The sequence below is a fragment of the Streptomyces sp. NRRL F-5122 genome (assembly GCF_001507435.1).
GTDB lineage: Bacteria > Actinomycetota > Actinomycetes > Streptomycetales > Streptomycetaceae > Streptomyces > Streptomyces lannensis.
This window is the reverse complement of sequence record NZ_LMWH01000116.1, coordinates 166,104-188,582: the sequence shown is the minus strand read 5'-3', so window position 1 is coordinate 188,582 and position 22,479 is coordinate 166,104. Positions and strand designations below refer to the sequence as shown.

Below are 22,479 nucleotides of genomic sequence, written 5' to 3'. Positions count from 1 at the left end.
AGGGCCCTGACCCCGGGGACCCGTAGGGCGGCCGAACGAGGAGGTGGTCGGCGTGCCCCAGCGGCAGGCGCCGACACGGGAACCCACCGTCCTGGCGCCGGTGGTGCGGCCACTGCTGTCGTCGGCCCTGGCCGCCATGCTCGACGACGTGCACGCACACTCGGGCGCGGTGTATCTGCTGGCACCCGACGAGCCCGTCCTGGAGATGGCGGTCAAGGCGGGACTGCCCCGCGCGTTCACCGCCCCCTGGGAGCGCGTCGGCCTCTCCGCACCGCTCCCTGTCGCCCAGGCTCTCAGGGAGCTGCGGCTGATCTGGGTGAACGGCGAGGAGCAGATGGCCGCCCGCTTCCCGCGTATCGCCGTGGTGCTGCCCTATCCCTTCGCCCTGGCCGCCCTGCCGGTGGCGACACCGGGCACCGCGTACGGCGCGATCTATGTGACCTGGCCCGGTTCCCGTCCGCCGGAGCTCGCCGAGTGGGAGCGCGACCATCTGACCGCCGCCTGCGAGCGGCTGGCGTGGCGCCTGGAGCGGGCGGACGCCGGAAATCTGCCGCTCGGCCCCGACCCCGGCCGGCTCACCACCCGGCGCACCGCGCTCGCCGGGGGCACCGCCGGTTCCGCCGAGGCGGCCCGGATGGCGGCACGCCTGCCGCACGGGCTGTGCGCGCTCGACCTGCACGGAAGCATCTCCTACATGAACCCGGCCGCCGCCGAGATGCTCGGCGTACCGGCCGGCGCCCTGATCGGCTCCCCGTTGTGGGCCGCGGTGCCCTGGCTCAACGATCCGATGTACGAGGACCGTTACCGGGCGGCGCTGATCAGCGGGCAGGTGACCTCGTTCGTGGCGCTCCGCCCCCCGGGCGACTGGCTCTCCTTCCGTCTGTACCCGGGCAGCGACGGGCTGAGCGTGCGTATCGCCCGGGCCCGCCCGCTCGCCGGGACGGGCCGCCCCGCCGGCATGCCGGCCCGGGGCACCGCGCGCCTGGTGACGATCTCGCACCTGCTGAACCTCGCCACCGCGCTCACCGAGACGGTGGGGGTGCAGGACGTTGTCCAGCTCGTCGCGGACCAGATAGCGCCCGCCGTCGGCTGCAAGGCCATGGTCATCCTCGGCTCGCACGGCGGGCGGCTGCATGTGCTCGGCCACCGCGGCTACCCGGACACGTACGTCATCGAGCGCTGGCACGGTGTTCCACTGAGCGAACAGATCCCCGGGACCCATGTGCTGACCACCGGGGTGCCCGCCTTCTTCGACTCCTGGCAGCAGCTCGAGCGTCTGTATCCCAAACGGCAGGGGACCCAGGACGGGATGGCTTCATGGGCGTTCCTCCCCCTGATCGCCTCCGGCCGTCCGGTGGGCACATGTGTGCTCGCGTACGCCGAACCCCATCCCTTCCCGGCCGACGAGCGGGCGGTGCTCACAAGCCTGTGCGGACTGATCGCGCAGGCCCTGGAGCGGGCCCTGCTGTACGACGCCAAACAGCAACTGGCGCAGGGGCTGCAGGCGGCGTTGCTGCCGCACTCCCTGCCGTCGCTGCCCGGCGTCGAGGCGGCCGCCCGGTATCTGCCCGCCACCCTGGGCATGGAGATCGGGGGCGACTTCTACGACCTGGTGCCCACTGGTGTCCGGGCGGCCGCGGTGCTCGGGGACGTACAGGGGCACAACGTGACCGCGGCGGGACTGATGGGGCAGATCCGTACGGCCGTCCGCGCCTACACGACCGTCGGACAGCCGCCGGCCGCGGTGATGCGCAGCACCAACCGGCTCCTGATCGATCTCGGTGTGGAGTTGTTCGCGAGCTGCGTGTATCTGCGGCTCGACCCCGGGCCCGGGCGGGTCGTCATGGCGAGGGCGGGGCATCCGCCGCCGCTGCTGCGCCGGCCCGACGGGCAGGTCCGGGTGCTCGACCTGGCGGGTGGGCCGCTGCTCGGGATCGAGGAGGAGGCCAGTTATCCGACGACCGAGTTCGCCCTGCCTCCGGGATCGGTGCTGGCCCTGTACACCGACGGGCTGATCGAGTCCCCGGGCGTGGACATCGAGGACGCGCTGGCGGAACTGGGGGAACTGCTCGCGCTGTACGGCGACGAGCCCTTGGAGGCGCTGGCCGACCAGTTGGTGCGGGACACCGCCACGGCGGTGGAGCGCCCGGACGATGTGGCTCTGCTCCTCCTGCGGGCGGTGAGGCCCGTCTGACACGGACCGCCCGCAGCGGTCCGGCCCTCCCTCCGGAGGGCCGGACCGTTTGTCGCCCGGATGGGACCGAGTTGTGTCCCCGTAGGTCAGTGGCCCACCTCGGGCGCCTGGCCGCCGCCCGCCCCGGGGTTCTCCGAACGGCCGGACAGATCGGCTCCGCCGGCCGACGGATCGCCGGCGCCTGCCTGGTCACCTGGGTCCGCGGTGTTGCCGGGATCCACACTCTGATCGCCCGAGCCGGCCGCGTCACCCGCGCCGAGCGTCGCGCCGGTCGCCTGGAGCGCCGTGGTCACCGGCTGGAAGAAGGTCTCGCCACCGGACGTGCAGTCACCGCTGCCGCCCGAGGTCAGTCCGACCGCACTGCCGTCCTGGGTGAACAGGGAGCCGCCGCTGTCACCCGGCTCCGCGCAGACGTCGGTCTGGATGAGACCGGTGACCGTGCCCTCCGGGTAGTTCACGGTGGCGTCGAGACCGGTGACGGTGCCGTCGTGCAGACCGGTGGTGCTGCCCATCCGGAAGACCTGCTGGCCCACCGCGGCGTCCGCGGCCTGGTTGATCTGGACAGTCTGCCCGTTGCCGGCGTCGACCTCGCTCGGCGCCTGGGTGGCGGGGTCGTCGTACTTCACGAGCGAGAAGTCGCCGTCGCCGGGAAAGGTCGCCTGGTCGACGCTGGCGATGGGTTGGCCGCCCGCGCTGTCCGACCACTGGGCGGCGGCCACACCGCAGTGCCCGGCGGTCAGGAAGGCGGGACTGCCGTCGCTCGCGGTGACGTTGAAGCCGAGGGAGCAGCGGACGGTTCCGCCGTTCTCCTGGGCAAAGATGGCGTCGCCGCCCGACACGAACGTCTTGAACGTGCCCGCCGACTTCTTGATGGTGGCCACACCCGAGCCGAGGCTCTTCACCGTCGACTCCAGGGTGTTCCACCTGTTGCCGGTGACGGTGCTGTCGGCGGTGACCCGGATTTCGTTTGTCCTCGGGTCGACGGACCAGGCCGTGCCGGGAATGGTCGCCCGGCTCCTGAGCGTCCCGGCGGCTGCCCGGAGCGTGGAGGTGCTGTTCTGCACCTGGTTGGGGACGGCGCCCGCTTTCTTGACCGTACTGACGGCGTTGCTGTCGTTACCGACGACGTTGACGACGATCTGCTGCTTGTCCGCGTTGTAGTACGAGCCCGCGAAGGCATCACCGAGTTGTGAGGCCAGCCGCCCGGCGAGGTCCGGTACGTCGTTCGCCCCGAACGTCCTGGGGGCGGCGTCGCCGGACGGGTCCGTCTGTGACGCGTTGGCGTTGGGCAGCAGAAGGGCCGCAGCTCCGAGCGCCGCCACGCTGCCCGCCGCTATCGCGGCCTTGCGCTTGGGTATGCGTTTGTGACTCAACTCTCGACCTCCTGGGACGGGGTGCGTAGCCGCCGTCCGGCAGCTGACCGGGGCGCTTGGATGCCTGTTGATACGCACGCGTCACATGAGGTGTTCAACCGTCGCCGCAACTGGCCGAGTTGGCGTATGCAAAAGTGTGAAATAGGTGGCAAACGCGTCTGCCGGGGCGCGGCGGCGGGAAGGAATCACGTATGACACCTGCCGAGGCCGACAAGTTCCTCTCCGACAACTTCGCCCCCTGGGTACTCGAACTGGGCCTGACGGTCGAGGAGCTGGCCGACCGGCGGGCCGTCCTGCGGCTGCCGTGGTCCACGCGGCTCGCCCGGGAGGGCGGGGGCATGTCGGGGCAAGCGCTGATGGCGGCCGCCGACACGGCGACCGTCATCGCCGTCTCGGCGGCGCGCGGCGGCTTCGTTCCGATGACGACGGTGCAGCAGTCCACCAGTTTCCAGCGCGCGGTCACGGACGCGGACGTTCTGGTGGAGGCGGTCCTCGGCAAGCTAGGACGGCGCATGGCGTTCGCCGACATCACGATGACCGCGGAGGGTTCGACGGAGTTCGCGGCACGGGCGAGCACCGTGTACGCACTGCTCGGCTGAGCACACGGAAAGTCACCGCAGCATCCGACGTGAGCACGCTGGGCCATCGCCCGGTGACCGTCCGTCTCCGATTCCGAACGGAATCCCGGTTTCAGGGAATCTGCACAGCGAATGCGCAACCAGGTCACCGCGCGCGAGGGATCTGCACACTCGCACGCCGGTGGCCGCGCCATTGGAGCGGACTGTCCCATTCGGTTCCGGGGCGACAAGGGACTTTTTCGCGACGAACCCGCGCAGCATGTGAAGAAGTCGCCGCCAAGGCGTGCGCAAGCCTGCACGGATTGCCGAATCCGCCCTCCAATTGCCCTGGTGAGAGCGGTGGTTGAGTGGAATCGCCGTGCACCGGCGTGCTTTGATCCATTGCACCGCGGGACCGCCGAAGAGCCCGGCGACGGGTCCACGCCCCCGCGGGTCCGCGGCCGTTCGCCTTTCCCCAGAGGCGGGCCGCTCTCCCCTTATGAGTACCCATATGAAGGGAAGTTCCCACATGAACTCCACCCCCCAGGTTGAGACCGCCGAGATCTCGGACGCCGAGCTCGACGCCGTTTCCGGTGGTCTGCAGCTGAACGCCGTCGGCACCGTCACCGGCCTGGTGGACGGCGTCGCCCCGGTTTCCGGCCTGGTCGGTACGGCTGTCGGCACCGTCGAGGGTGTCACCGGCCTGAACACCTCCCCGGTCACCCAGCTGGTCGCCGGCCTCTGATCGCACTTCTGTGCCGTTGAGTCCCGGAGCCGTACCCCGGCTCCGGGACTCTCCGATGCCCAAATCTCTCCGACAGGTGAGGGAAGTTCCGTGCAGTTCCGCCAACAGGCCCTCGCCAAGCTGCAGTCACCCGAAGAGCTCGACCTCCCGGTGCGCTTCGCGCGCCCCCAGGGATGGCTCGTACTGAGCGTCACGGTGATCGCCATGGCGGCCGCGTCCGTGTGGGCCGTCACCGGCTCGGTGCCCTCCACGGTCGGCGCCCCCGCCATCCTCACGCACGGGGAAGGCAGTTACATCCTCCAAAGCCCCGTGGCCGGACAGGTCACCGCGGTCCTGGCCAAGGAGGGGCAAAGGCTCCCCGCCGACGCCCCGGTCCTCAAGGTACGTACGAACGAGGGCGACTCTGTGGTGCGCACGGTCGCCGCGGGCCGCATCACGGGACTCGCCGCCACCATCGGCCAGATCATCCAGACCGGGACGAACGTAGCCGCCGTGGAGAAGGTCGCGCACGCCTCCGATCCCCTGTACGCGACGGTCTACGTCCCCGCCGAGACCGCCGCCTCCATCCCGGCCGACGCCTCCGTCGACCTCACCGTCCAGTCCGTGCCCGCCCAGTCGTACGGCGTGCTGCGCGGCCATGTGCGGTCCGTGGACCGCACGGCCCAGTCGGCGCAGCAGATCGCCGCCTTCCTCGGGGACAGCCAGCTGGGCGAGCAGTTCACCAGGAAGGGCCGACCGGTGGCCGTCCTCGTGCGCCTCGACCCGTCGAGCCGCACGAAGAGCGGCTACAAGTGGTCGTCGGCGGAAGGACCGCCGTTCATCCTCTCCTCCATGACCCTGGCCACTGGCTCGATCCGCCTGGCCGATCAGCGTCCCGTCGATTGGCTCCTGCCGTGACCGCCCCCCAGGACACATTGCCCCCGGTGCGGGGCAGACGCCGTGCCGCACCGCCAAGGCGCACCGTGCCCAAGGGCCGGCAGAAAACCGTGCGCACACCCACCGTGCTGCAGATGGAAGCCGTCGAATGCGGCGCCGCCTCCCTGGCGATGGTGCTCGGCCACTACGGCCGGCACATCCCGCTCGAGGAACTGCGCATCGCCTGCGGTGTCTCCCGCGACGGCTCACGGGCCAGCAATCTGCTGAAGGCGGCACGCAGTTACGGCCTGACGGCCAAGGGCATGCAGATGGACACGGTCGCGCTGGCCGAGGTCAGGTCGCCAGCGATCCTGTTCTGGGAGTTCAACCACTACGTCGTCTACGACGGCATGGGCCGGCGCTTCGGCCGCCGGGGCGTCTACATCAACGACCCCGGCAAGGGACGCCGGTTCGTGCCGATGGAGGACTTCGACACGAGCTTCACCGGGGTCGTCCTGGTCATGGAGCCGGGCGAGGGCTTCACCAGGGGCGGTCGCCGGCCGGGCATCATGGGCGCGATGCCCGCACGGCTGCGCGGCACTTCGGGGACGATGCCGGCCGCGGTCCTCGCGAGCCTCCTCCTGGTGGTGGTCGGCGCGGCGCTGCCCGCGCTCAGCCGCACCTACATCGACATGTTCCTCATCGGCGGGCAGACCTCGCTGCTGGGGGTGCTCTTCACGTCGATGGGCGCATGCGTGGTGCTCACCGTCGTACTGACCTGGCTGCAACAGGCCAATCTGCTGCGCGGCCGCATCATCTCCTCCACGCTCTCCAGCGCCCGCTTCCTGCGCCATCTGCTGCGGCTGCCGGTGACGTTCTTCGCCCAGCGCAGCCCGGCCGACCTGGTGCAGCGACTCCAGTCCAACGACGCGGTCGCCGAGACCCTGGCCCGCGACCTCGCCGCGGCCGGCGTGGACGCGGTCGTCGTCGTGCTCTACGCGGTGCTGCTGTACACCTACGATCCCCAACTGACCTTCGTCGGCATCGGCGTGGCACTGCTCAACGTGGTGGCCATGCGGGTCGTCGTACGGCTGCGGGCCACCCGCACGGCCAAGCTGCGCGCGGACAGCGCCCGGCTCACCAACACCGCGTACACCGGTCTGCAGCTGATCGAGACGATGAAGGCGACTGGCGGTGAGGACGGGTACTTCCGCAAGTGGGCCGGCCAGCACGCCACCACACTGGAGGAGCAGCAACGGCTCGGCGCGCCCAGCGCATGGCTCGGGGTGGTGGCGCCGACGCTCGCCACGCTCAACAGCGCGCTGATCCTGTGGATCGGCGGTCTGCGGGCGGTCGAGGGCCATATCTCGATCGGTCTGCTGGTCGCCTTCCAGGCCCTGGTGACCCGGTTCACCGCGCCGATCACCCGCCTCAACGGGGTCGCGGGCCGCATCCAGGACTTCGCGGCGGACGTGGCGCGGCTGAAGGACGTGGAGAACTTCCAGGCCGATCCGCTCTACGGACGCCCCGGCTCCGGGGATTCGACCCGCCGACTGCACGGCCATGTGGAGCTGGAGAACATCACGTTCGGCTACAGCCCGCTGGACAAGCCGCTGTTGAGCGGCTTCAGCCTGTCGCTCGGGCCGGGTCAGCAGGTGGCGCTGGTCGGCGGCTCGGGCAGCGGCAAGTCCACGGTGTCCCGGCTGATCTCCGGTCTGTACGCCCCCTGGGAGGGCGTGATCCGCATCGACGGCCAGCGCCTGGAGGACATTCCGCGCGGCGCCCTCGCCGCCTCGGTGTCCTTCGTCGACCAGGACGTCTTCCTCTTCGAGGGCACGGTCCGCGACAACGTGGCGCTGTGGGACCCGTCGATCCCGGACGACGCGGTGGTCTCCGCACTGCGGGACGCGGCTCTGTACGACGTCGTCATGCGGCGCCCGGGCGGCATCCACAGCCGGGTCGAGCAGGACGGGCGGAACTTCTCCGGCGGTCAGCGCCAACGACTGGAGATCGCGCGGGCGCTGGTGCGCGACCCCAGCATCCTGGTGCTCGACGAGGTGACCAGCGCCCTGGACGCGGAGACCGAGCAGATCGTGATCGACAACCTGCGCAAGCGCGGCTGCGCCTGTGTGGTGATCGCCCACCGGCTCAGCACGGTGCGCGACAGCGACGAGATCGTCGTGCTCCAGCACGGCACGATCGTGGAACGCGGGCGGCACGACGCCCTGGTGGCGTCCGGCGGCGCGTACGCCGATCTGGTCAGGGAGCGGTGACATGACGGCGGTTCACGAGGGCGACCTCGTTCTTGATGCCCTCGGCCAGATGGGAGCACCGGTCGACTGCTCCGGGACGGGCCGGCTCGATCTGCAGGGCCCGCAGGTGCTCTGGCTGGTCGCCTCCGGTGCCCTGGACCTGTTCGCCGTGGACGCGGCCGTGCAGGGCCACTGGCACCATCTCGGCCGTCTGGAGGCGGGCTCCCTGCTGCTGGGCCCGGTCGCGGGTCCCCAGCACACCCTGGTCGCCCGGCCGGTGCGCGACTGCGTGGTGCGCCGCATCCAGCTGCGCGAGCTGTACCAGCCCGTCGACACCCAGACCTGGTCGTACGACGCGTACGGCAACCCCCAGTACGTGCCGCCGACGACGAGTCCGCTGGAGTATGCACTGGCGCTCGGGGTCGGCCGGGGCCTGTCGATCCTCTTCCAGGCGCCGATGGCCACCGATCGGGCCGCCGACATCACCGACGACGACGTGTTCTGGATGCAGGTCCCGCCGGGCAGCATTCAGTACGGCTCCGTGTACGGCGCGGAGGCCGCGGCCGACCTGCTGATGGACCCCGCGGTCTGGCAGGGCATGGTCGACCAGCAGTACCGCCTCCTCGCCACCCTCGACCGGTGGATCGAGCAACTGGAGCGCACCCACGAGACCCGTACGGCCGCGGGCATCAAGGCGGGCGAGGCGGTGCGCGCCCAGGCCGACCGGACACTGCTCGCCTCGATCGGCAAGACGTCGGCGAAGAACACCACGGCGGCCGACGCCGACGCCACGTACTCGGCCTGCCGGCTGGTGGCGCGTGCCGCCGGGATCACCCTTTCCGAGCCCGCGCAGAGCGGCACGGAGAGCGACCGGCTCGATCCGGTGGAGCGCATCGCGCTGGCCTCCCGCGTCCGCATCCGCACCGTCCGGCTGCACGGGCGCTGGTGGCACGAGGACGTGGGTCCGATGGTGGGCCTGAGGGCCTTGTCCGGCGCGCCCGTCGCGCTGCTGTGGCGGCGCGGCGGTTATGTCGCGGTCCAGCCTTCGTCGGGGCGGGAGACGCCGATCGAGAAGGCGAACGCTGCGGAGTTCGAGCCCCGGGGCGTGATGTTCTACCGTCCGCTCCCCGAACAGCGGTTGAGCCCGCTCCGGCTGCTGCGCTTCAGTGTGTGGGGCACGCGCGGCGATCTGTCGGCCCTGCTGCTCAGCGGGCTGGTCACCGTCGCCATCGGCGCGCTGGTGCCCATCGCCACCGGCAAGGTACTCGGCGAGTTCGTGCCCCGGGCGCAGGAGGGGCTGATCGTCGAGGTCTGCCTCGCCCTGATCGTCAGCGCCGTGGTGGCGGCGGCGTTCATGCTGCTGGAGAACCTGACGATCCTGCGCCTGGAGGGGCGGATCGAGGCCACGCTGCAACCCGCGGTCTGGGACCGCCTGCTGCGGTTGCCGACGAAGTTCTTCACCGAGCGTTCCACGGGTGAACTGGCCAGCGCCGCGATGGGCATCAGCGCCATCCGACGGCTGCTCGCCGGGGTCGGTCCGGTGGTCGCCCAGTCGGTGACGGTGGGCGCCATGAACCTGGCGCTGCTGCTCTGGTACAGCGTCCCCATGGCACTGGCCGCGATCGGCATGCTGGTCGTCATCACGGCCGTGTTCCTGGGGCTCGGGCTGTGGCAGGTGCGCTGGCAGCGGCGGTTGGTGCGGCTCGGCAACAAGCTGAACAACCAGGCGTTCCAGACCCTGCGCGGTCTGCCGAAGCTGCGCGTCGCGGCGGCCGAGAACTACGCGTACGCGGCCTGGGCGCGGGAGTTCGCACACAGCCGCGAACTCCAGCAGAAGGTCGGCCGGATCAAGAACCTGACCACCGTGATGGGCGCCGTCTACCTGCCGTTGTGCTCACTCCTGCTGTTCATGCTGCTCGCCGGGCCGGCCAGGGGTGCCCTGTCGGCCGCGGGATTCCTCACCTTCACCACCTCGGTGACCATGCTGCTCACCTCGGTCACTCAGCTGACCGGCGCGTTCGTCTCGGTGGTCGCGGCCCTGCCGCTGTTCGAGGAGATCAGGCCGGTGCTCGACGCCACACCTGAGGTGCGCACCGCGAGCACGCGCCCGGGTGTGCTGTCCGGCGCCGTCGAGGCCCGCCGGCTCTCGTTCCGGTACTCCGACGACGGCCCGCTGGTCCTCGACGACGTGTCCTTCTCGGTGAAGCCGGGCGAGTTCGTCGCGATCGTGGGCCCGAGCGGCTGCGGCAAGTCCACCCTGCTGCGCCTGCTGATCGGCTTCGACAAGCCCGTCTCGGGCAGTGTGCTGTACGACGGGCAGGATCTCTCGGCGCTGGACCAGTCGGCTGTGCGCCGTCAGTGCGGAGTGGTGCTCCAGCACGCTCAGCCGTTCACCGGCTCGATCCTGGACGTCATCTGCGGGACCGAGCCCTACACGCCGGAGGAGGCGATGGCCGCCGCGGAGATGGCGGGCCTCGCCGAGGACATCAAGCGGATGCCGATGGGCCTGCACACCATCGTCCAGGGCAGCGGCGCGGTCTCCGGCGGCCAGCGGCAGCGACTGATGATCGCGCAGGCGCTGATCCGCCGGCCGCGCATCCTGTTCTTCGACGAGGCGACGAGCGCGCTGGACAACGAGACCCAGCGCAAGGTCATCGAGTCGACCCGGGCCCTCAACGCCACCCGCATCGTGATCGCCCACCGGCTGTCCACGGTGCTGGACGCGGACCGGGTCATCGTGATGGAGGACGGCAAGGTCGCCCAGCAGGGCCCGCCGGCGCAACTCCTCGCGGACACCTCCGGGCGGCTGCACGAGCTGGTGCGCCGTCAGATGGCGTGATCCGTCAGGAGCCGCCGGGGACGGGAGCTCCCGAGGGGATCCCGGCCGCGACGTAGCCTTCGTAGAACGCCTTCCAGGGGCTGCTCGTCCCGGCGTGCGGGCCCTCGAAGTGCTCGCCGCGCGCCTTGGCGTCCAGGGCGGAGAGGCACACCTCCCAGCCCGCGCCGTTGCGTGCGGCGGTGTTCCGCTCGCCCAGCACGTTGGTGAGCGTGAACCGGGTGCGCTTCTCCTCCACCGCCTCCAGGTCGAAGCGCAGTTCGTCGCCGCCCCACTCGAAGGAGAGGTGCCGGGGCGCGTCGACGGCCACGACCGTGCCCGTCGACTCGGGCATGTTCGGGTCCCCGCTGAAGGTGACGGTCCCGCCGGGGCGCAGGTCGAACTCCGCGCGGGAGGGGAACCACTGGGCGAGTTCGTCGGGGTCGGTGACAAACCGCCAGACGCGCTCGACGGGGTGGTCGTAGACACGGCTGAAGCGGACGGCGGGGCGGCCGTCGTCGAGGGTGACATAGGTGCCGGTGAGTTCGGCGGCCATGGCGGATCAGTCCTTCGCAGAGGGTTCGTCGTTGTCGTCCGAGGTTTCGTCGAGACGCCTCCCCAGCACGTCCAGGCTGCTGTTCCAGAGTCTGCGGTAGGGGGCGAGCCAGGCGTCGAGGGTGGCGATCGGGGCCGGGTCGAGCGTGTACACCCGGCGCTGTGCGTCCTGCCGCACGCGAACCAGGCCCGCGTCGCGCAGCACCTTCAGGTGCTTGGACGTGCCGGGCTGGCTGAGACCGCAGGCGTCGACGATCTCACCCACGGTCCTCGGTCGCTCCAGGAGCAGAGCGACGATGGCCCGTCGATGGGGGTCGGCGAGTGCGTTCCACAAGGGGGCGTCGGACACCGCTTCAATATGCCTCAACAGTTATATTCCCGTCAAGGCATGTTCGGCGCCTCCCGCACGCCTTCACACTCCACGGGGAGGCGGCCTGGCCGGCCGATGTGACCTGGCGCACCCATCTATCGAAACGTTGCCGTTTCGCGGAAACACGCCTACGCTCCAAGTGTACGAAACGGTTTCGTTTACAAATCCGTGACCCGAGCGACGACTTTCCCTGGAGTGGTTCTCCGATGACCCAGACGGTCAAGGACGGCGCCCTCACCAGCGCCGTGGACACGCCCCCGGCGGCCTCACCGAAGCGGTGGTGGATCCTCGCGATCATCGCGATCGCCCAGTTGATGGTGGTCCTGGACGCCACCATCGTGAACATCGCCCTGCCGTCCGCCCAGGCGGACCTGGGCTTCTCCGACGCCAACCGGCAGTGGATCGTCACCGCCTACGCACTGGCGTTCGCGTCCCTGCTGCTCCTCGGCGGACGGACGGCCGACCTCTTCGGACGCAAGCCCGCCTTCCTCGTCGGGGTCGTCGGCTTCGCGGCGGCCTCCGCGCTGGGCGGGGCCGCGACCGGCTTCGGCATGCTGGTCACCGCCCGCGCCCTGCAGGGCGCCTTCGGCGCGCTCCTCGCACCGGCCGCGCTGTCACTGCTGAACACCACCTTCACGGACGCCCGTGAGCGGGCGAGGGCCTTCAGCGTCTACGGCGCGATCGCGGGTGCGGGCGGCGCGGTCGGGCTGCTGCTCGGCGGCGTGCTCACCGACGCGCTCGACTGGCGCTGGACCCTCTATGTGAACGTCGCCATCGCCGTGGTCGCCTTCGCTGGCGGCTGGATCCTGCTGGGCAACCACCGGGACGCCGCGAACTCCAAGCTGGACGTGCCGGGCACGGTCCTGGTCGCGGGCGGCCTCTTCTCCCTGGTCTACGGCTTCTCCAACGCCGAGTCGCACCACTGGGGTTCACCGTTGACCTGGGGCTACCTGGCCGCCGGAGGCCTGCTGCTCGGGGCCTTCGCCTGGTGGCAGACCCGCGCCGCGCACCCGCTCCTGCCTCTGCGCGTCCTGCTCGACCGCGACCGGGGATCGTCGTTCGTCGCGGTGCTGATCACCGGCGCGGGCATGTTCGGCGTCTTCCTCTTCCTGACCTACTACCTGCAGTTGAACCTGGGCTTCAGTCCGACGAAGACCGGCGTTGCCTTCCTGCCGATGGTCGGCGCGCTGATGGTGACGGCCCAGCTCGGCACCACGGTGCTGCTGCCGCGGATCGGCCCGAAGACCGTCATCCCGCTGGGTTTCGCGATCGCGACGGTCGGCATGGCCTGGCTGACCGGCATCGGGCTCGGCTCCCACTACGCGAGCGCGGTGCTGCCGCAGCTGATCGTGATCGGTGTGGGCCTCGGTCTGGTGATGCCGACGGCGATGCAGCTCGCCACCGGCGGGGTCGCGCCCGAGGACGCGGGTGTCGCCTCCGCGACCGTCAACGCGATGCAGCAGGTGGGCGGTTCGATCGGCACGGCGCTGCTGAACACACTCGCCGCGAGCGCCGCGACCGACTACCTCGCCGGCAGGAACCCGGCCGACAGGGCGGCCCGGGCGCAGGCGACCATCGAGAGCTATACCACGGCCTTCTGGTGGTCGGCGGGACTGTTCGCCGTGGGCGCGGTCGTCGCATTCCTGCTCTACCGCCGCGGCACACCGCAGCCCGGCCCCGGCGATGCCCCGGTCGTCCACATGTGATCAGTCCGCCGAGGCCGAGGGGCCGCCGTCCGCAGGGAGACGGCGGCCCCTCCCGCCGTTGTGGTGACGGGCGGCAGCGGCGGCCAGGCGTGCCTTCCGGGCGATCTCGTCCCCCGGAACGGCGGGCCGGTACACGACGAGCGTGCCGGGCCGCTTCTCCAACCGCAGTGCGCCGGTGGCCGGGTGGACCTCGCCGTCGTACGCGAACGTGTCCGCGCCCTCGACGCCGTCCAGCTGCACCCGGGACACACGCTCGGCCCGGTAGACCCGGGAGCGGCCGAGCGCTCCGGCGAATGCCGAGACCACCACCCTGGTGCGAGCGAGCCGGTGATCGCCGTCGATGACGCGCAGATCGAGCAGTCCGTCGTCGAGGCAAGGCCTGGAAGCGGGGGCGAAGCCGTCCGGGACGTAGCGGCAGTTGCCGGCGAACAGCAGCCACAGCCGGCGGGAACGGCCGTTCAGGGACAGCTCGACGGGGGTCGCGTCGCGCAGCACCCGCACAAGCGCCAGGCCGGCAGCGGGCCACTTGCCCCACCGCCGTTCGAGCCGCTCACGGAGGCGGACCAGGTCGGGGTAGAGCCCGATGCTGAAGGTGTTCAGGAACTCGACGGGCTCCGCATCGGGGCCCCGGCCCGCCACGGGTGCGGCCACCGCGACGTCCACGCTGACGGCGTCGCCCCGAACGACGGCGGACGCGGTGTCCTCGGGGTGCGGCACACCGAGGTCGAGGGCGAAGTGGTTCAGAGTGCCGCCGGGGAACACGGCGAGGGGCAGGCCGTTCTTGGCGGCTTCCCGGGCCGCCGAGTTGACCGTGCCGTCCCCGCCGTACACCCCGAGCGCGCCACCGCGCTCGACGGCCCGTCGCACTGCACGGTCGAGCAGTGCGGCGAAGTCGTCGTCCGGGCCGCACTCGACGATCTCGGCGCGGGGCAGGAGTTCCTCGAGCAGGACGGCGGGCGGCAGCGCGGCGGGCGCGGCCCCTGTTCCGGCACGGGCGTTGACGAAGACGACGAGCCCGTCGCCGTCGGGCAGCGCGGGCGCCTCGGCCGGCAGCCGCTCCGGCTCCGCGCTTGACGGGCGCGGCGGCCACCACCGGCAGGTGAGCACCGCGGCGCCGACCCCGATCGCCGACCCGGCCAGGACGTCTCCGGGATAGTGCGCGCCCACGTAGACCCGGGAGAACGCCACGGCCGCCGCGACGGGGGCGACCACTGCCCCGTAGCGGGTGGATTCGAGTGCGACCCCCGTGACGAACGCCGCGGCCGAGGCGGAGTGACCGGAGGGGAAGGACGTGCTCCGGGGCTGCCGGGTGAGATGGCGGACCGACGGCACGAGGTCGAGGAGCGGGCGCGGGCGCCGGGCACTCCACTTGACGACGGTGTTGACGGTGAGCGAGGCGATCGCGAGCGAACCGATCCCGCGCACCGCGGCGCGGCGGGCCCTGTGACCGCCGAGCGCGGCGAGTGCGGCCGCCGTGCCCAGCCACAGCCGGCCGTGGTCGGCGCCACGGCTCAGCCGGGTGAGCGCCGGATCGGCACCCGGCACCCGGGCGGTGGCGACCCGGGTGAACAGACGCTGGTCCAGCTCGCCGAGGATGCGCATGCTCCACGGCTACCGGGACGGCGCCGCGCGGGCACCCGGGGCGCGCCCAACCGGTGACGGGACTGCCCCGGGCGGCGCAGCGGGAAGGACCGGTCCCGCAGCGCCGGAAGGCAGGCCCACCGAATGGAGCCGGGGCCGGAACGCAGGCACACCGGGCGCAGGCGGAGCCAGGACCACGGGGCCCTTGCCGCCGGAACCGATCGCCCCGGGCCCCGACGGCCGCCGGCTCGCGCGGGGGTCGGCCCGCGACCGGCACGCAGCGGCGGCCCCGGTCGTCGAGGAGCCGGTCCATCACGGATCAGTCCTCTGTCGCGTCGTATGGGTATGACCATCACTCTTCGACCGACTCCGCCGGCGGCCCGCCGCGCCGAGGACCCCGGCGCGGTGTCCCCGCGGCCGGCGGCCCCGGGTCTGTGTGCCACACATGCCACAGGTGCCACACGTGCCATCAGAACCTCCCGCAGAAGTCCGGTCCGATGATCACCGACCTGCATCTGGACGTGCGTGGACCGGGGCTGCGCACCGGACTCACACACGCTCTTCGGGAGGCCGTGCGCATGGGGAGGCTCGCGCCCGGCACCCTGCTGCCACCGTCACGTTCGCTCGCCGCCGATCTCGGCGTCTCCCGCAACACCGTGGCCGACTCCTACGCCGAGCTCGTCGCCGAGGGGTGGCTCACCGCGCGGCAGGGCTCCGGCACCCGGGTGGCCCGCCGCGCCGAACCGAACCCGGCCGCCGCCCACCCGGCCGCCCGGTCGAAACCCGCACGGCAGCGTCCTGCCTTCGGATTGCAGCCGGGATCACCGGACCTTGCCGGATTCCCCCGCAGGGCGTGGCTCACCGCCGCGCGCCATGCGCTGACCGCGGCGCCGAACGATGCCTTCGGCTATGGCGACGCCCTGGGGCAGATGCGGCTCCGCACCGCCCTCGCGGACTATCTGGCACGGGCCCGTGGGGTGTACGCCGTGCCGGAGCGGATCGTCGTCTGTTCCGGCTTCCACCACGGTCTCGCGCTGATGGCACAGGCGCTCAGGCCGCGGCTGGTACGGGCGGTGGCCGTCGAGTCGTACGGTCTCGACCTCCATCGCGAGCTGCTGACCGGCGCCGGCCTTCGAACCCATCCCCTCCGCGTCGACGAACACGGCGCCCGCATCGGCGACTTGGCACGGCTGCGCGGAGTCGGCGCGGTGGTGCTGACACCCGCGCACCAGCACCCGACCGGCGGCACACTGCATCCCGACCGGCGCACGGCGGCGGTGCACTGGGCGTGCTCCACCGGCGGGCTGATCATGGAGGACGACTACGACGGGGAGTTCAGATACGACCGTCCGCCGGTGGGCGCGCTGCAAGGGCTCGCCCCGGAGCGGGTGGTGTACTTCGGCTCGGTGAGCAAGTCCCTGGCCCCCGGTGTGCGGCTCGGCTGGATGGTGCTGCCGGAGGAACTCGTCCCGGAGATCGTGGCGGCCAAGGGCCACGGCGACTACATGTGCAGCGCCCTGGGGCAGTTGACGCTCGCGGAGTTCATCACCTCCGGCGCGTACGACCGTCATGTGCGCTCGATGCGACTGCGCTACCGGCGGCGCCGCGACGAACTGGTGACGGCCCTGGCCCGGACGGCGCCCGCCGTCCGCGTGACCGGTCTGGCCGCCGGACTCCTGGCGGTCCTCGAACTACCCCGCGGAACCGAGTCCTCGGTCGTCCGGGCGGCTTCCCGGGAGGGCCTCGCGGTGACCGGGATCGCGGCGTTCCGCTACGAACCGGCGGGATCGGCACCGGAGTTGCCCGAAATCGACGCGCTCGTGGTCAACTACGCGGCTCCCCCCGACAGCGCATGGGCCTGTGCACTGGACACCCTGTGCAGAGTGATGCCGTGAACCGCGGCCGCACCCGCCCGGGATTCCGCCGCTGTCGCCCACCCAAGGACATATCAGCCGGCCGTTCATGGACGTCGCCGGGAGCCAGGAGAAGAGGACCCGGATGAACGGCCGCCAAGGCATCGCTCCCCTGTCCGAACTACTCGAAGAGCGGCGGTATCTGCTCGACCTCGCATACGGTCTCCTCCGCTCTGCGTCGAGGGCGGACGACGCGGTCGAGGAGACGTACAGACGCTGGTATGCCATGGACGACGGCGAGATAGCGAGCCCGAGAGCATGGCTGGCCGACACGCTGGTGACTCATTGCCGGTCGCGCCCGGACGTGCTGAGCGAGCCCGAGGCGTACAACCCGCCGGGGCTCGCGGGGCGGGGCCACGACATCGCCGCGGCGCGGGACGCCCCGGCACTCGGGGCCGTCACCGAGTCCCTCGGCGCGCTCGGCCCCGGCGGGAAGGAGACGTCGCCGGGTGGCGAACCGTCCGGCGACGCCGCCCTGGGGGCGCGCCGGGCCCGTGATCACGGGCCGCGGTACGAAGCCGTCGGGGAACTGGCCCGGCAGTCCTTGCGCGCTTCTGCCGCCGGGCGTGTGACGGCGGAACAGCACCGGGCGGTCGTCCGTGAGTTCCGGACGGCGTGCGAGACGGGTGACCAGGGCCGTCTGGCGGCTCTCCTCGCCCCGGGCGTCTCGGCGGTCTTCGACGGGGGCGGCAGGATCCGGACACCGGAACATCCCGTCGGCGGGGCCCCGCAGGTGGCCCGAAGCCTTGCCACGTTGCTGACTCCGAGCACCGGCCTCGCCCTTGCCGAAGAAAGCGTGAACGGCCGGGCCGGGCTGGTGGTGAGGTGCGGCAGCCGGGTGGCGGCGGCTGTCACCCTGGACATTCGCGCTCACCTGATCATCAACGTCTGGCTTGTCCTCAACCCGGACAAGCTGCGCGGATGGAACAGGTCATGACCAGTGGGCCGGAAGTGGCACCGCACCCGCCGTCACGGTCCCGCACGTCACATACGCGCGCGCTGTTCCGTCATATACAGGTGAGAGTGAAGGCCCGACCACCGGCAGCGCAGACGCTGCGGGCCGGGGTCATGGAACCGTCGCACAGTGACCATAGCCTCTGCCTATCATCGTCCGCGCATATGCGTCTTGGACGTTATGGTGCGGGCGTTCCTACCATCCCAGACATGACACTCAGCGTCAGCTCAGGACCGCGGCCGGCGGGCTGCGCCACGTGCACCACTTCGGCAGCCGTACCCACGACCGTGCAGGCGGCTCGACCAGCGGATTCCCGGCCGGACAGCGCCGGCGCGGCGCCCCGTCCCGAGTCCGGGCCCCCGGAACAACCGGACTGTCCGCGTGAGGAGGTTTCCATGAATTGGCGCGAAGCCGCGGCGTGCCGCACGGAGGATCCCGAGTTGTTCTTCCCCATCAGCGGCAGCGGCCCCGGAGCGGCGCAGACCGCCGCGGCGAAGGCCGTGTGCCTGCGGTGCTCCGTCAAGGCCACATGCCTGGACTGGGCCCTGAACCGCCATGTGCAGGGGGTATGGGGCGGGACCACGGAGGGCGAACGACGCGCGATGCACGGTCACGACGCCCGCGAGCGTGCCCGGTCGACACAGGAAACGGCGGCCTGACCCGGTCCGGTCGCACACCCGCTCCATCGCCGTACGCCCATTCCATCGTCGCGCGGGCACGATGGAAGCCAGACGTCCACAGAGACCCGGCGCGTTCGCGCAGACGTCTCGTCGTCCATAGGATTCAGGCTCATGCGGGGTAAGGACGCGGGGCAGCTGACCCCCGGCTCGAACCCGACACTGCACGACCAGCCCATGCTGATGGCGCTGGCCTTCAGGATGCTCGGCTCGACGCACGATGCCGAGGACGTCGTGCAAGAGGCCTACGCCCGGTGGTACACGATGTCCGCCGCGGCCCGTGCGGACATCAAGTCCCCTTCGGCCTGGCTGGTGCGGGTGGCCGGCCGGATCTGCCTGGACCACCTGAGGTCCGCGCAGGTGCGCAGGGAGAAGTACACGGGTCAATGGCTACCGGAACCGCTGCCGGACAGCGCGGCGTGGAGCAGCGTAACCACCTCGGACCACACAGGGGATCCCGCCGACCGGGTCGCCCTCGACGAGTCCGTCACCATGGGGATGCTCGTACTGCTGGAGGCCCTCACCCCGGCACAGCGAGTAAGCTTCGTCCTGCACGACGTGTTCAAGGTCCCCTATGCCGAGATCGGCACCATCGTCGGCCGCAGCACGGAGAGCTGTCGGGCGCTGGCCGCGGCGGCCCGCAGGAGCATCACCTCCGCACGCCGCAACGAGGCGGATCTGCAGGAGTACAGGCAACTGGTCCGCGAGTTCAAAAGGGCCTGCCGGACAGGCGAACTGGACAGTCTGATCCGATTGCTGGACCCGCAGGTCACCGCCCGGGCGGACGGCGGAGGACATGTCCGTGCCGCTCCCCGGCCCATCCATGGATCGGAAAAGGCCGCCCGCTACCTCATCGGTGTGTGCCGCAGGGAGCCCACTCTCACCGGGGCACTCATGACGGTCGAGAACGCGGGACATCGTCCGGCGCTGGTGTGCCGGGTGGACGGAGTGGTGACCGCCGTCGTCTCCCTGCAGGTCGTCGGGTCCCGGATCACGGATGTGTGGATCATTCGGAACCCGGACAAGCTGGCTTCCTGGGCCTGAGGGCGGCGGCCTTCGGGGCCGGTCGACGAAGGCCGGCCCCGAAGGCCGAGCACGCCGGGGCGGGACATCGGGAACAGACCCCGATCACCGAATTGTCCCGGATATATGTCATCAAATTGGACCACGCTTCGATGTCGCCGGCTGCGTAGCCTGGCGGACATGAAGACGAACGAAGCACATGTGAGCCCGGGGCGCCGTCCCGAGCAGGTGCCGCGTCCGGACCGCGGGGCTCCGCCCCGGAAGCCTTCACGGTCCTGATCCGTCCGGGCACGGCGGCATGGTGGCACCGGCCGCTCGCCCGTCCGACGAGCCGAGGCCGGTGCCGCGGGCCGGGTGCGGTGAAAGGATGCCGGCCCGTCCTGGCCGCCTCGCCCGATTCGCTCCCCGACCGGATGCCGGCACACGACCTGGCCGCACACTCGGGGAGACCGTATCGAGGGGGGACACAGAAGGAATGAACGGTGGGCAGTTCCACGGAAAGGGCAAGGTCCGAGGCCCAGAAGACCCTCGAGGCGGTCGGCGCGGCACTCGCGGTGCTCGACGCGGAGGGAACCGTGGTCGGATGGTCGCAGGCCGCCCAGCGGCTCGTCGGACACTCCGCCGCGGAGGTGGTCGGACAGTCCGCAGCCGCCCTGCTGGCGGCCGAGGAGGACCGGGCGAGGGCCGCGACGGTCGCGGCGCGGAGCGGTCCCTGGGGACGCTGGTCCTGCACGGCTCGGGTCCTTCACCGCGACGGCCACGAAGTCGACGTGGGCCTGTGCGTCCAGTCGCTGGCAGGCCGGGACGGCCGGGCCCAGTGGGTCGTGACGGCGTCGGACCCGGCCCCGCTCCCCTCCTGGACGGCGGAGGACAGCGTCGGCACGGAGTCGCCCCTGGCCGCTTCCGGCGCTCCGCAGCGGCCGCCGATCGGCGTCGAGATACGAGACACCCGGTTGCGGTGTATCTGGGTGAACGGCGTCCAGGGCGCCCAGGCCGAGACGCTCGAGGGAGTGATGCACCAACTCCTCGACAACGGCGGCCTCCTGATCGACCCGGATCAGCGGGCCCTCCTTCAGCCGGATGCGCGCCAGGACTCCACGTCGACGGCCCCCTTCTTCCGCCTCGACGACGCCTGGGGCCGTGCGCTGGGCGTGTGCGCCGTTAATCCCGGCACCACCGACGCCCGGCGCGCGCGAGAGCACCGGGCGCTCCTGGACGAGGCCGGCAAGCGCATCGGAACCAGCCTTGACGTCATGCGTACCGGACAGGAACTGGCCGACCTCGCCGTGCCGTTCCTCGCGGACTACGCCACCGTCGACCTGGCGGACCCGGTCCTGCTGGGCGAGGATCCGCCGACCCGCCCCGGCCCCGGGAAGCGACGTCACGCCCTCTTTCGCCGCGCAGGCCTCGCCTCGATCCACCCGGGAGCGCCGGAGTCCCTGTTCGCCCGGGGGGAACCGGTGCTCGTCCCGCCCACCTCGCCCTACACCACCGTTCTGTCCGGCGGATCGCATCTGTACCCGGTGGTGGACTCGTCCTCCGAGGCGTGGCTGGACCAGGACCCTCTGCGCGCTCGAAGGATGAGCGAGACCGGGATGCACTCCCTGATGATCGTGCCGATCCACGCGCGCGGATCGGTACTCGGCATGGCGGCGTTCATGCGGACCCAGGACCCCCGGCCGTTCGAAGAGGACGATCTGCTGCTGGCCGAGGAACTCGTCGGCCGGGCGGCCCTGTCCCTGGACAACGCCCGCCAGTACGCGCGGGAACGCTCCGCGGCCCTGGCCCTGCAGCGCCATCTGCTCCCCCACCGGGTCACCGGCGAGCCCGCGGCCGACGTCGCCTGGCGCTATTTGCCCGCCGACAGCCACCACGGTGTCGGGGGCGATTGGTTCGACGTGATCCCCCTGTCCGGCGCGCGCACCGCACTGGTCGTCGGCGACGTCCTCGGCCACGGCATCAACGCCGCCGCCACCATGGGCCAACTGCGCACCGCCGTACGCACCCTGGCCGACATGGACCTGCCGCCCGAGGACCTCCTGGCCCACCTCGACGAACAGGTCGTCCGCCTCGCCGAGAAGGACGTCGAGCAGGGCGACCCGGCAGCCGCGACCATCGGGGCCACCTGTCTGTACGCCGTGTACGACCCGGCCACCGGGCAGTGCACGATGGCCCGGGCCGGCCACCCGCCGCCCGCGATCATCGACCCCCACGGCCAGGTCACCTTCCCCGAACTGCCCGTCGGACCCCCACTCGGGCTCGGACTGGCCCCCTTCGAGTCGGTGACCCTGGAGCTGTCCGGGAACAGCGTGCTCGCCCTGTACACCGACGGCCTGATCGAGTCCCGCGACCAGGACATCGACGCCGGCATCGACCGCCTGGCCGCCGCCCTGGCCCACCCCGGCCTCGACCTGGAGGACCTCTGCTCGAGAGTGGTGGACGCACTGCCCGCCCAGGCACCCATCGACGACGCCACCCTGCTTCTGGCCCGCACCCGTTCACTGGGCCCGAGCCGGACGGTCTCATGGGAGTTCGCGGCCGACCCGGCCGTTGTCGGCCACGCCCGGGCGCTGACCACCCGACAGCTCGCCCGGTGGCAACTGGAGCACCTGGCCGATTCCACGGAACTGATCGTCAGTGAGCTGATCACCAACGCCATCCGCCACGGCAGCGGTCCGGTCCGGCTGCGTCTGATCCGCCACCGCTTTCTGACCTGCGAGGTGTACGACACCAGTTGCAGTTCCCCGCGGCTGCACCATCCCCGCACCACGGACGTGAACGGCCGCGGACTCTTCCTCGTCGCCCAACTGAGCCGCAAGTGGGGCACCCGCCACACACCGGACGGCAAACTCATCTGGGCCGAACAGCAACTGACACCGAGGTGCATCGATCCCTAGGGCCTGCCGCC

General features: G+C 71.4%; 16 protein-coding genes. 12 read left to right on the top strand and 4 right to left on the bottom strand.

Going from position 1 to position 22,479, the window contains the following annotated elements; all coding sequences use genetic code 11:
• Nucleotides 1–136 precede the first annotated feature (136 nt).
• Nucleotides 137–2,194 (top strand): PP2C family protein-serine/threonine phosphatase, encoded by a 2,058-nt coding sequence (locus ADL25_RS13910; RefSeq protein WP_079050352.1) that lies wholly within the window; start codon nt 137–139, stop codon nt 2,192–2,194.
• A gap of 86 nt (nt 2,195–2,280) precedes the next feature.
• Here ADL25_RS13910 and ADL25_RS13905 read toward each other — a convergent pair whose 3' ends face one another.
• On the bottom strand, nt 2,281–3,567 hold the full coding sequence (locus ADL25_RS13905; RefSeq protein ID WP_181923229.1) for a S1 family peptidase: 1,287 nt from the start codon (nt 3,565–3,567) through the stop codon (nt 2,281–2,283).
• Nucleotides 3,568–3,758: 191 nt separating this feature from the next.
• Between ADL25_RS13905 and ADL25_RS13900 the strand changes: the two genes are divergently transcribed.
• The 5 genes from ADL25_RS13900 (at nt 3,759) to ADL25_RS13880 (ending at nt 10,815) form a co-directional block, all read left to right on the top strand.
• Complete coding sequence (locus ADL25_RS13900) at nt 3,759–4,166, top strand: PaaI family thioesterase (protein WP_059128012.1); 408 nt, start codon at nt 3,759–3,761, stop codon at nt 4,164–4,166.
• A gap of 487 nt (nt 4,167–4,653) precedes the next feature.
• On the top strand, nt 4,654–4,869 hold the full coding sequence (locus tag ADL25_RS13895; protein ID WP_059128011.1) for a hypothetical protein: 216 nt from the start codon (nt 4,654–4,656) through the stop codon (nt 4,867–4,869).
• A gap of 90 nt (nt 4,870–4,959) precedes the next feature.
• Nucleotides 4,960–5,766: an HlyD family efflux transporter periplasmic adaptor subunit gene (locus ADL25_RS13890; RefSeq protein ID WP_059128010.1), complete on the top strand. Its 807-nt coding sequence runs from the start codon at nt 4,960–4,962 to the stop codon at nt 5,764–5,766.
• Nucleotides 5,763–7,997 carry an NHLP family bacteriocin export ABC transporter peptidase/permease/ATPase subunit gene (locus ADL25_RS13885; RefSeq protein ID WP_079050326.1) on the top strand — a complete coding sequence of 745 codons (2,235 nt, stop codon included), beginning with the start codon at nt 5,763–5,765 and terminating at the stop codon, nt 7,995–7,997. The genes ADL25_RS13890 and ADL25_RS13885 overlap by 4 nt, the downstream gene beginning before the upstream one ends.
• Before the next feature lies 1 nt (nt 7,998).
• Nucleotides 7,999–10,815 (top strand): NHLP bacteriocin export ABC transporter permease/ATPase subunit, encoded by a 2,817-nt coding sequence (locus tag ADL25_RS13880; RefSeq protein ID WP_059128008.1) that lies wholly within the window; start codon nt 7,999–8,001, stop codon nt 10,813–10,815.
• Nucleotides 10,816–10,819: 4 nt separating this feature from the next.
• Here the strand turns inward: ADL25_RS13880 and ADL25_RS13875 are convergent, their stop codons facing one another.
• Nucleotides 10,820–11,347 carry an SRPBCC family protein gene (locus ADL25_RS13875; protein ID WP_059128007.1) on the bottom strand — a complete coding sequence of 176 codons (528 nt, stop codon included), beginning with the start codon at nt 11,345–11,347 and terminating at the stop codon, nt 10,820–10,822.
• Between the two features lie 6 nt (nt 11,348–11,353).
• Complete coding sequence (locus ADL25_RS13870; protein ID WP_059128006.1) at nt 11,354–11,695, bottom strand: ArsR/SmtB family transcription factor; 342 nt, start codon at nt 11,693–11,695, stop codon at nt 11,354–11,356.
• 227 nt (nt 11,696–11,922) lie between these two features.
• On the opposite strand from ADL25_RS13870, the gene ADL25_RS13865 reads away from it, so the two are divergent.
• Nucleotides 11,923–13,422, top strand: a complete 1,500-nt coding sequence (locus ADL25_RS13865; protein ID WP_059128005.1) for an MFS transporter — start codon at nt 11,923–11,925, stop codon at nt 13,420–13,422.
• Here ADL25_RS13865 and ADL25_RS13860 read toward each other — a convergent pair whose 3' ends face one another.
• Nucleotides 13,423–15,024, bottom strand: a complete 1,602-nt coding sequence (locus ADL25_RS13860) for a bifunctional phosphatase PAP2/diacylglycerol kinase family protein (protein ID WP_059128004.1) — start codon at nt 15,022–15,024, stop codon at nt 13,423–13,425.
• A gap of 476 nt (nt 15,025–15,500) precedes the next feature.
• Here ADL25_RS13860 and ADL25_RS13855 point away from each other — a divergent pair, with 476 nt between their 5' ends.
• From ADL25_RS13855 to ADL25_RS13835, 5 genes are all read left to right on the top strand, one after another.
• The gene (locus ADL25_RS13855; RefSeq protein ID WP_059128003.1) at nt 15,501–16,898 is read left to right on the top strand and encodes a PLP-dependent aminotransferase family protein; all 1,398 of its coding nucleotides are present in this window, start codon (nt 15,501–15,503) and stop codon (nt 16,896–16,898) included.
• A 67-nt stretch (nt 16,899–16,965) separates the two neighbouring features.
• Nucleotides 16,966–17,853: a hypothetical protein gene (locus tag ADL25_RS13850; RefSeq protein WP_059128002.1), complete on the top strand. Its 888-nt coding sequence runs from the start codon at nt 16,966–16,968 to the stop codon at nt 17,851–17,853.
• A gap of 413 nt (nt 17,854–18,266) precedes the next feature.
• Entirely contained in the window at nt 18,267–18,530 is a 264-nt protein-coding gene (locus tag ADL25_RS13845) for a WhiB family transcriptional regulator (protein ID WP_059128001.1), read from the top strand.
• Nucleotides 18,531–18,662: 132 nt separating this feature from the next.
• On the top strand, nt 18,663–19,592 hold the full coding sequence (gene sigJ / locus ADL25_RS13840) for an RNA polymerase sigma factor SigJ (RefSeq protein WP_059128000.1): 930 nt from the start codon (nt 18,663–18,665) through the stop codon (nt 19,590–19,592).
• A 461-nt stretch (nt 19,593–20,053) separates the two neighbouring features.
• On the top strand, nt 20,054–22,468 hold the full coding sequence (locus ADL25_RS13835) for an ATP-binding SpoIIE family protein phosphatase (protein ID WP_059127999.1): 2,415 nt from the start codon (nt 20,054–20,056) through the stop codon (nt 22,466–22,468).
• The last annotated feature ends 11 nt before the right edge of the window (nt 22,469–22,479 follow it).

What these genes read in the sequence shown, in the direction of transcription:
- ADL25_RS13880 (WP_059128008.1), top strand. Translation starts at nt 7,999, where the DNA reads ATGACGGCGGTTCACGAGGGCGACCTCGTTCTTGATGCCCTCGGCCAG.
- ADL25_RS13875 (WP_059128007.1), bottom strand. Translation starts at nt 11,347, where the DNA reads ATGGCCGCCGAACTCACCGGCACCTATGTCACCCTCGACGACGGCCGC.
- ADL25_RS13850 (WP_059128002.1), top strand. Translation starts at nt 16,966, where the DNA reads ATGGACGTCGCCGGGAGCCAGGAGAAGAGGACCCGGATGAACGGCCGC.
- ADL25_RS13895 (WP_059128011.1), top strand. Translation starts at nt 4,654, where the DNA reads ATGAACTCCACCCCCCAGGTTGAGACCGCCGAGATCTCGGACGCCGAG.
- ADL25_RS13865 (WP_059128005.1), top strand. Translation starts at nt 11,923, where the DNA reads ATGACCCAGACGGTCAAGGACGGCGCCCTCACCAGCGCCGTGGACACG.
- ADL25_RS13860 (WP_059128004.1), bottom strand. Translation starts at nt 15,024, where the DNA reads ATGCGCATCCTCGGCGAGCTGGACCAGCGTCTGTTCACCCGGGTCGCC.
- ADL25_RS13910 (WP_079050352.1), top strand. Translation starts at nt 137, where the DNA reads ATGCTCGACGACGTGCACGCACACTCGGGCGCGGTGTATCTGCTGGCA.
- ADL25_RS13855 (WP_059128003.1), top strand. Translation starts at nt 15,501, where the DNA reads ATGATCACCGACCTGCATCTGGACGTGCGTGGACCGGGGCTGCGCACC.
- ADL25_RS13845 (WP_059128001.1), top strand. Translation starts at nt 18,267, where the DNA reads ATGAATTGGCGCGAAGCCGCGGCGTGCCGCACGGAGGATCCCGAGTTG.
- sigJ (WP_059128000.1), top strand. Translation starts at nt 18,663, where the DNA reads ATGCGGGGTAAGGACGCGGGGCAGCTGACCCCCGGCTCGAACCCGACA.
- ADL25_RS13900 (WP_059128012.1), top strand. Translation starts at nt 3,759, where the DNA reads ATGACACCTGCCGAGGCCGACAAGTTCCTCTCCGACAACTTCGCCCCC.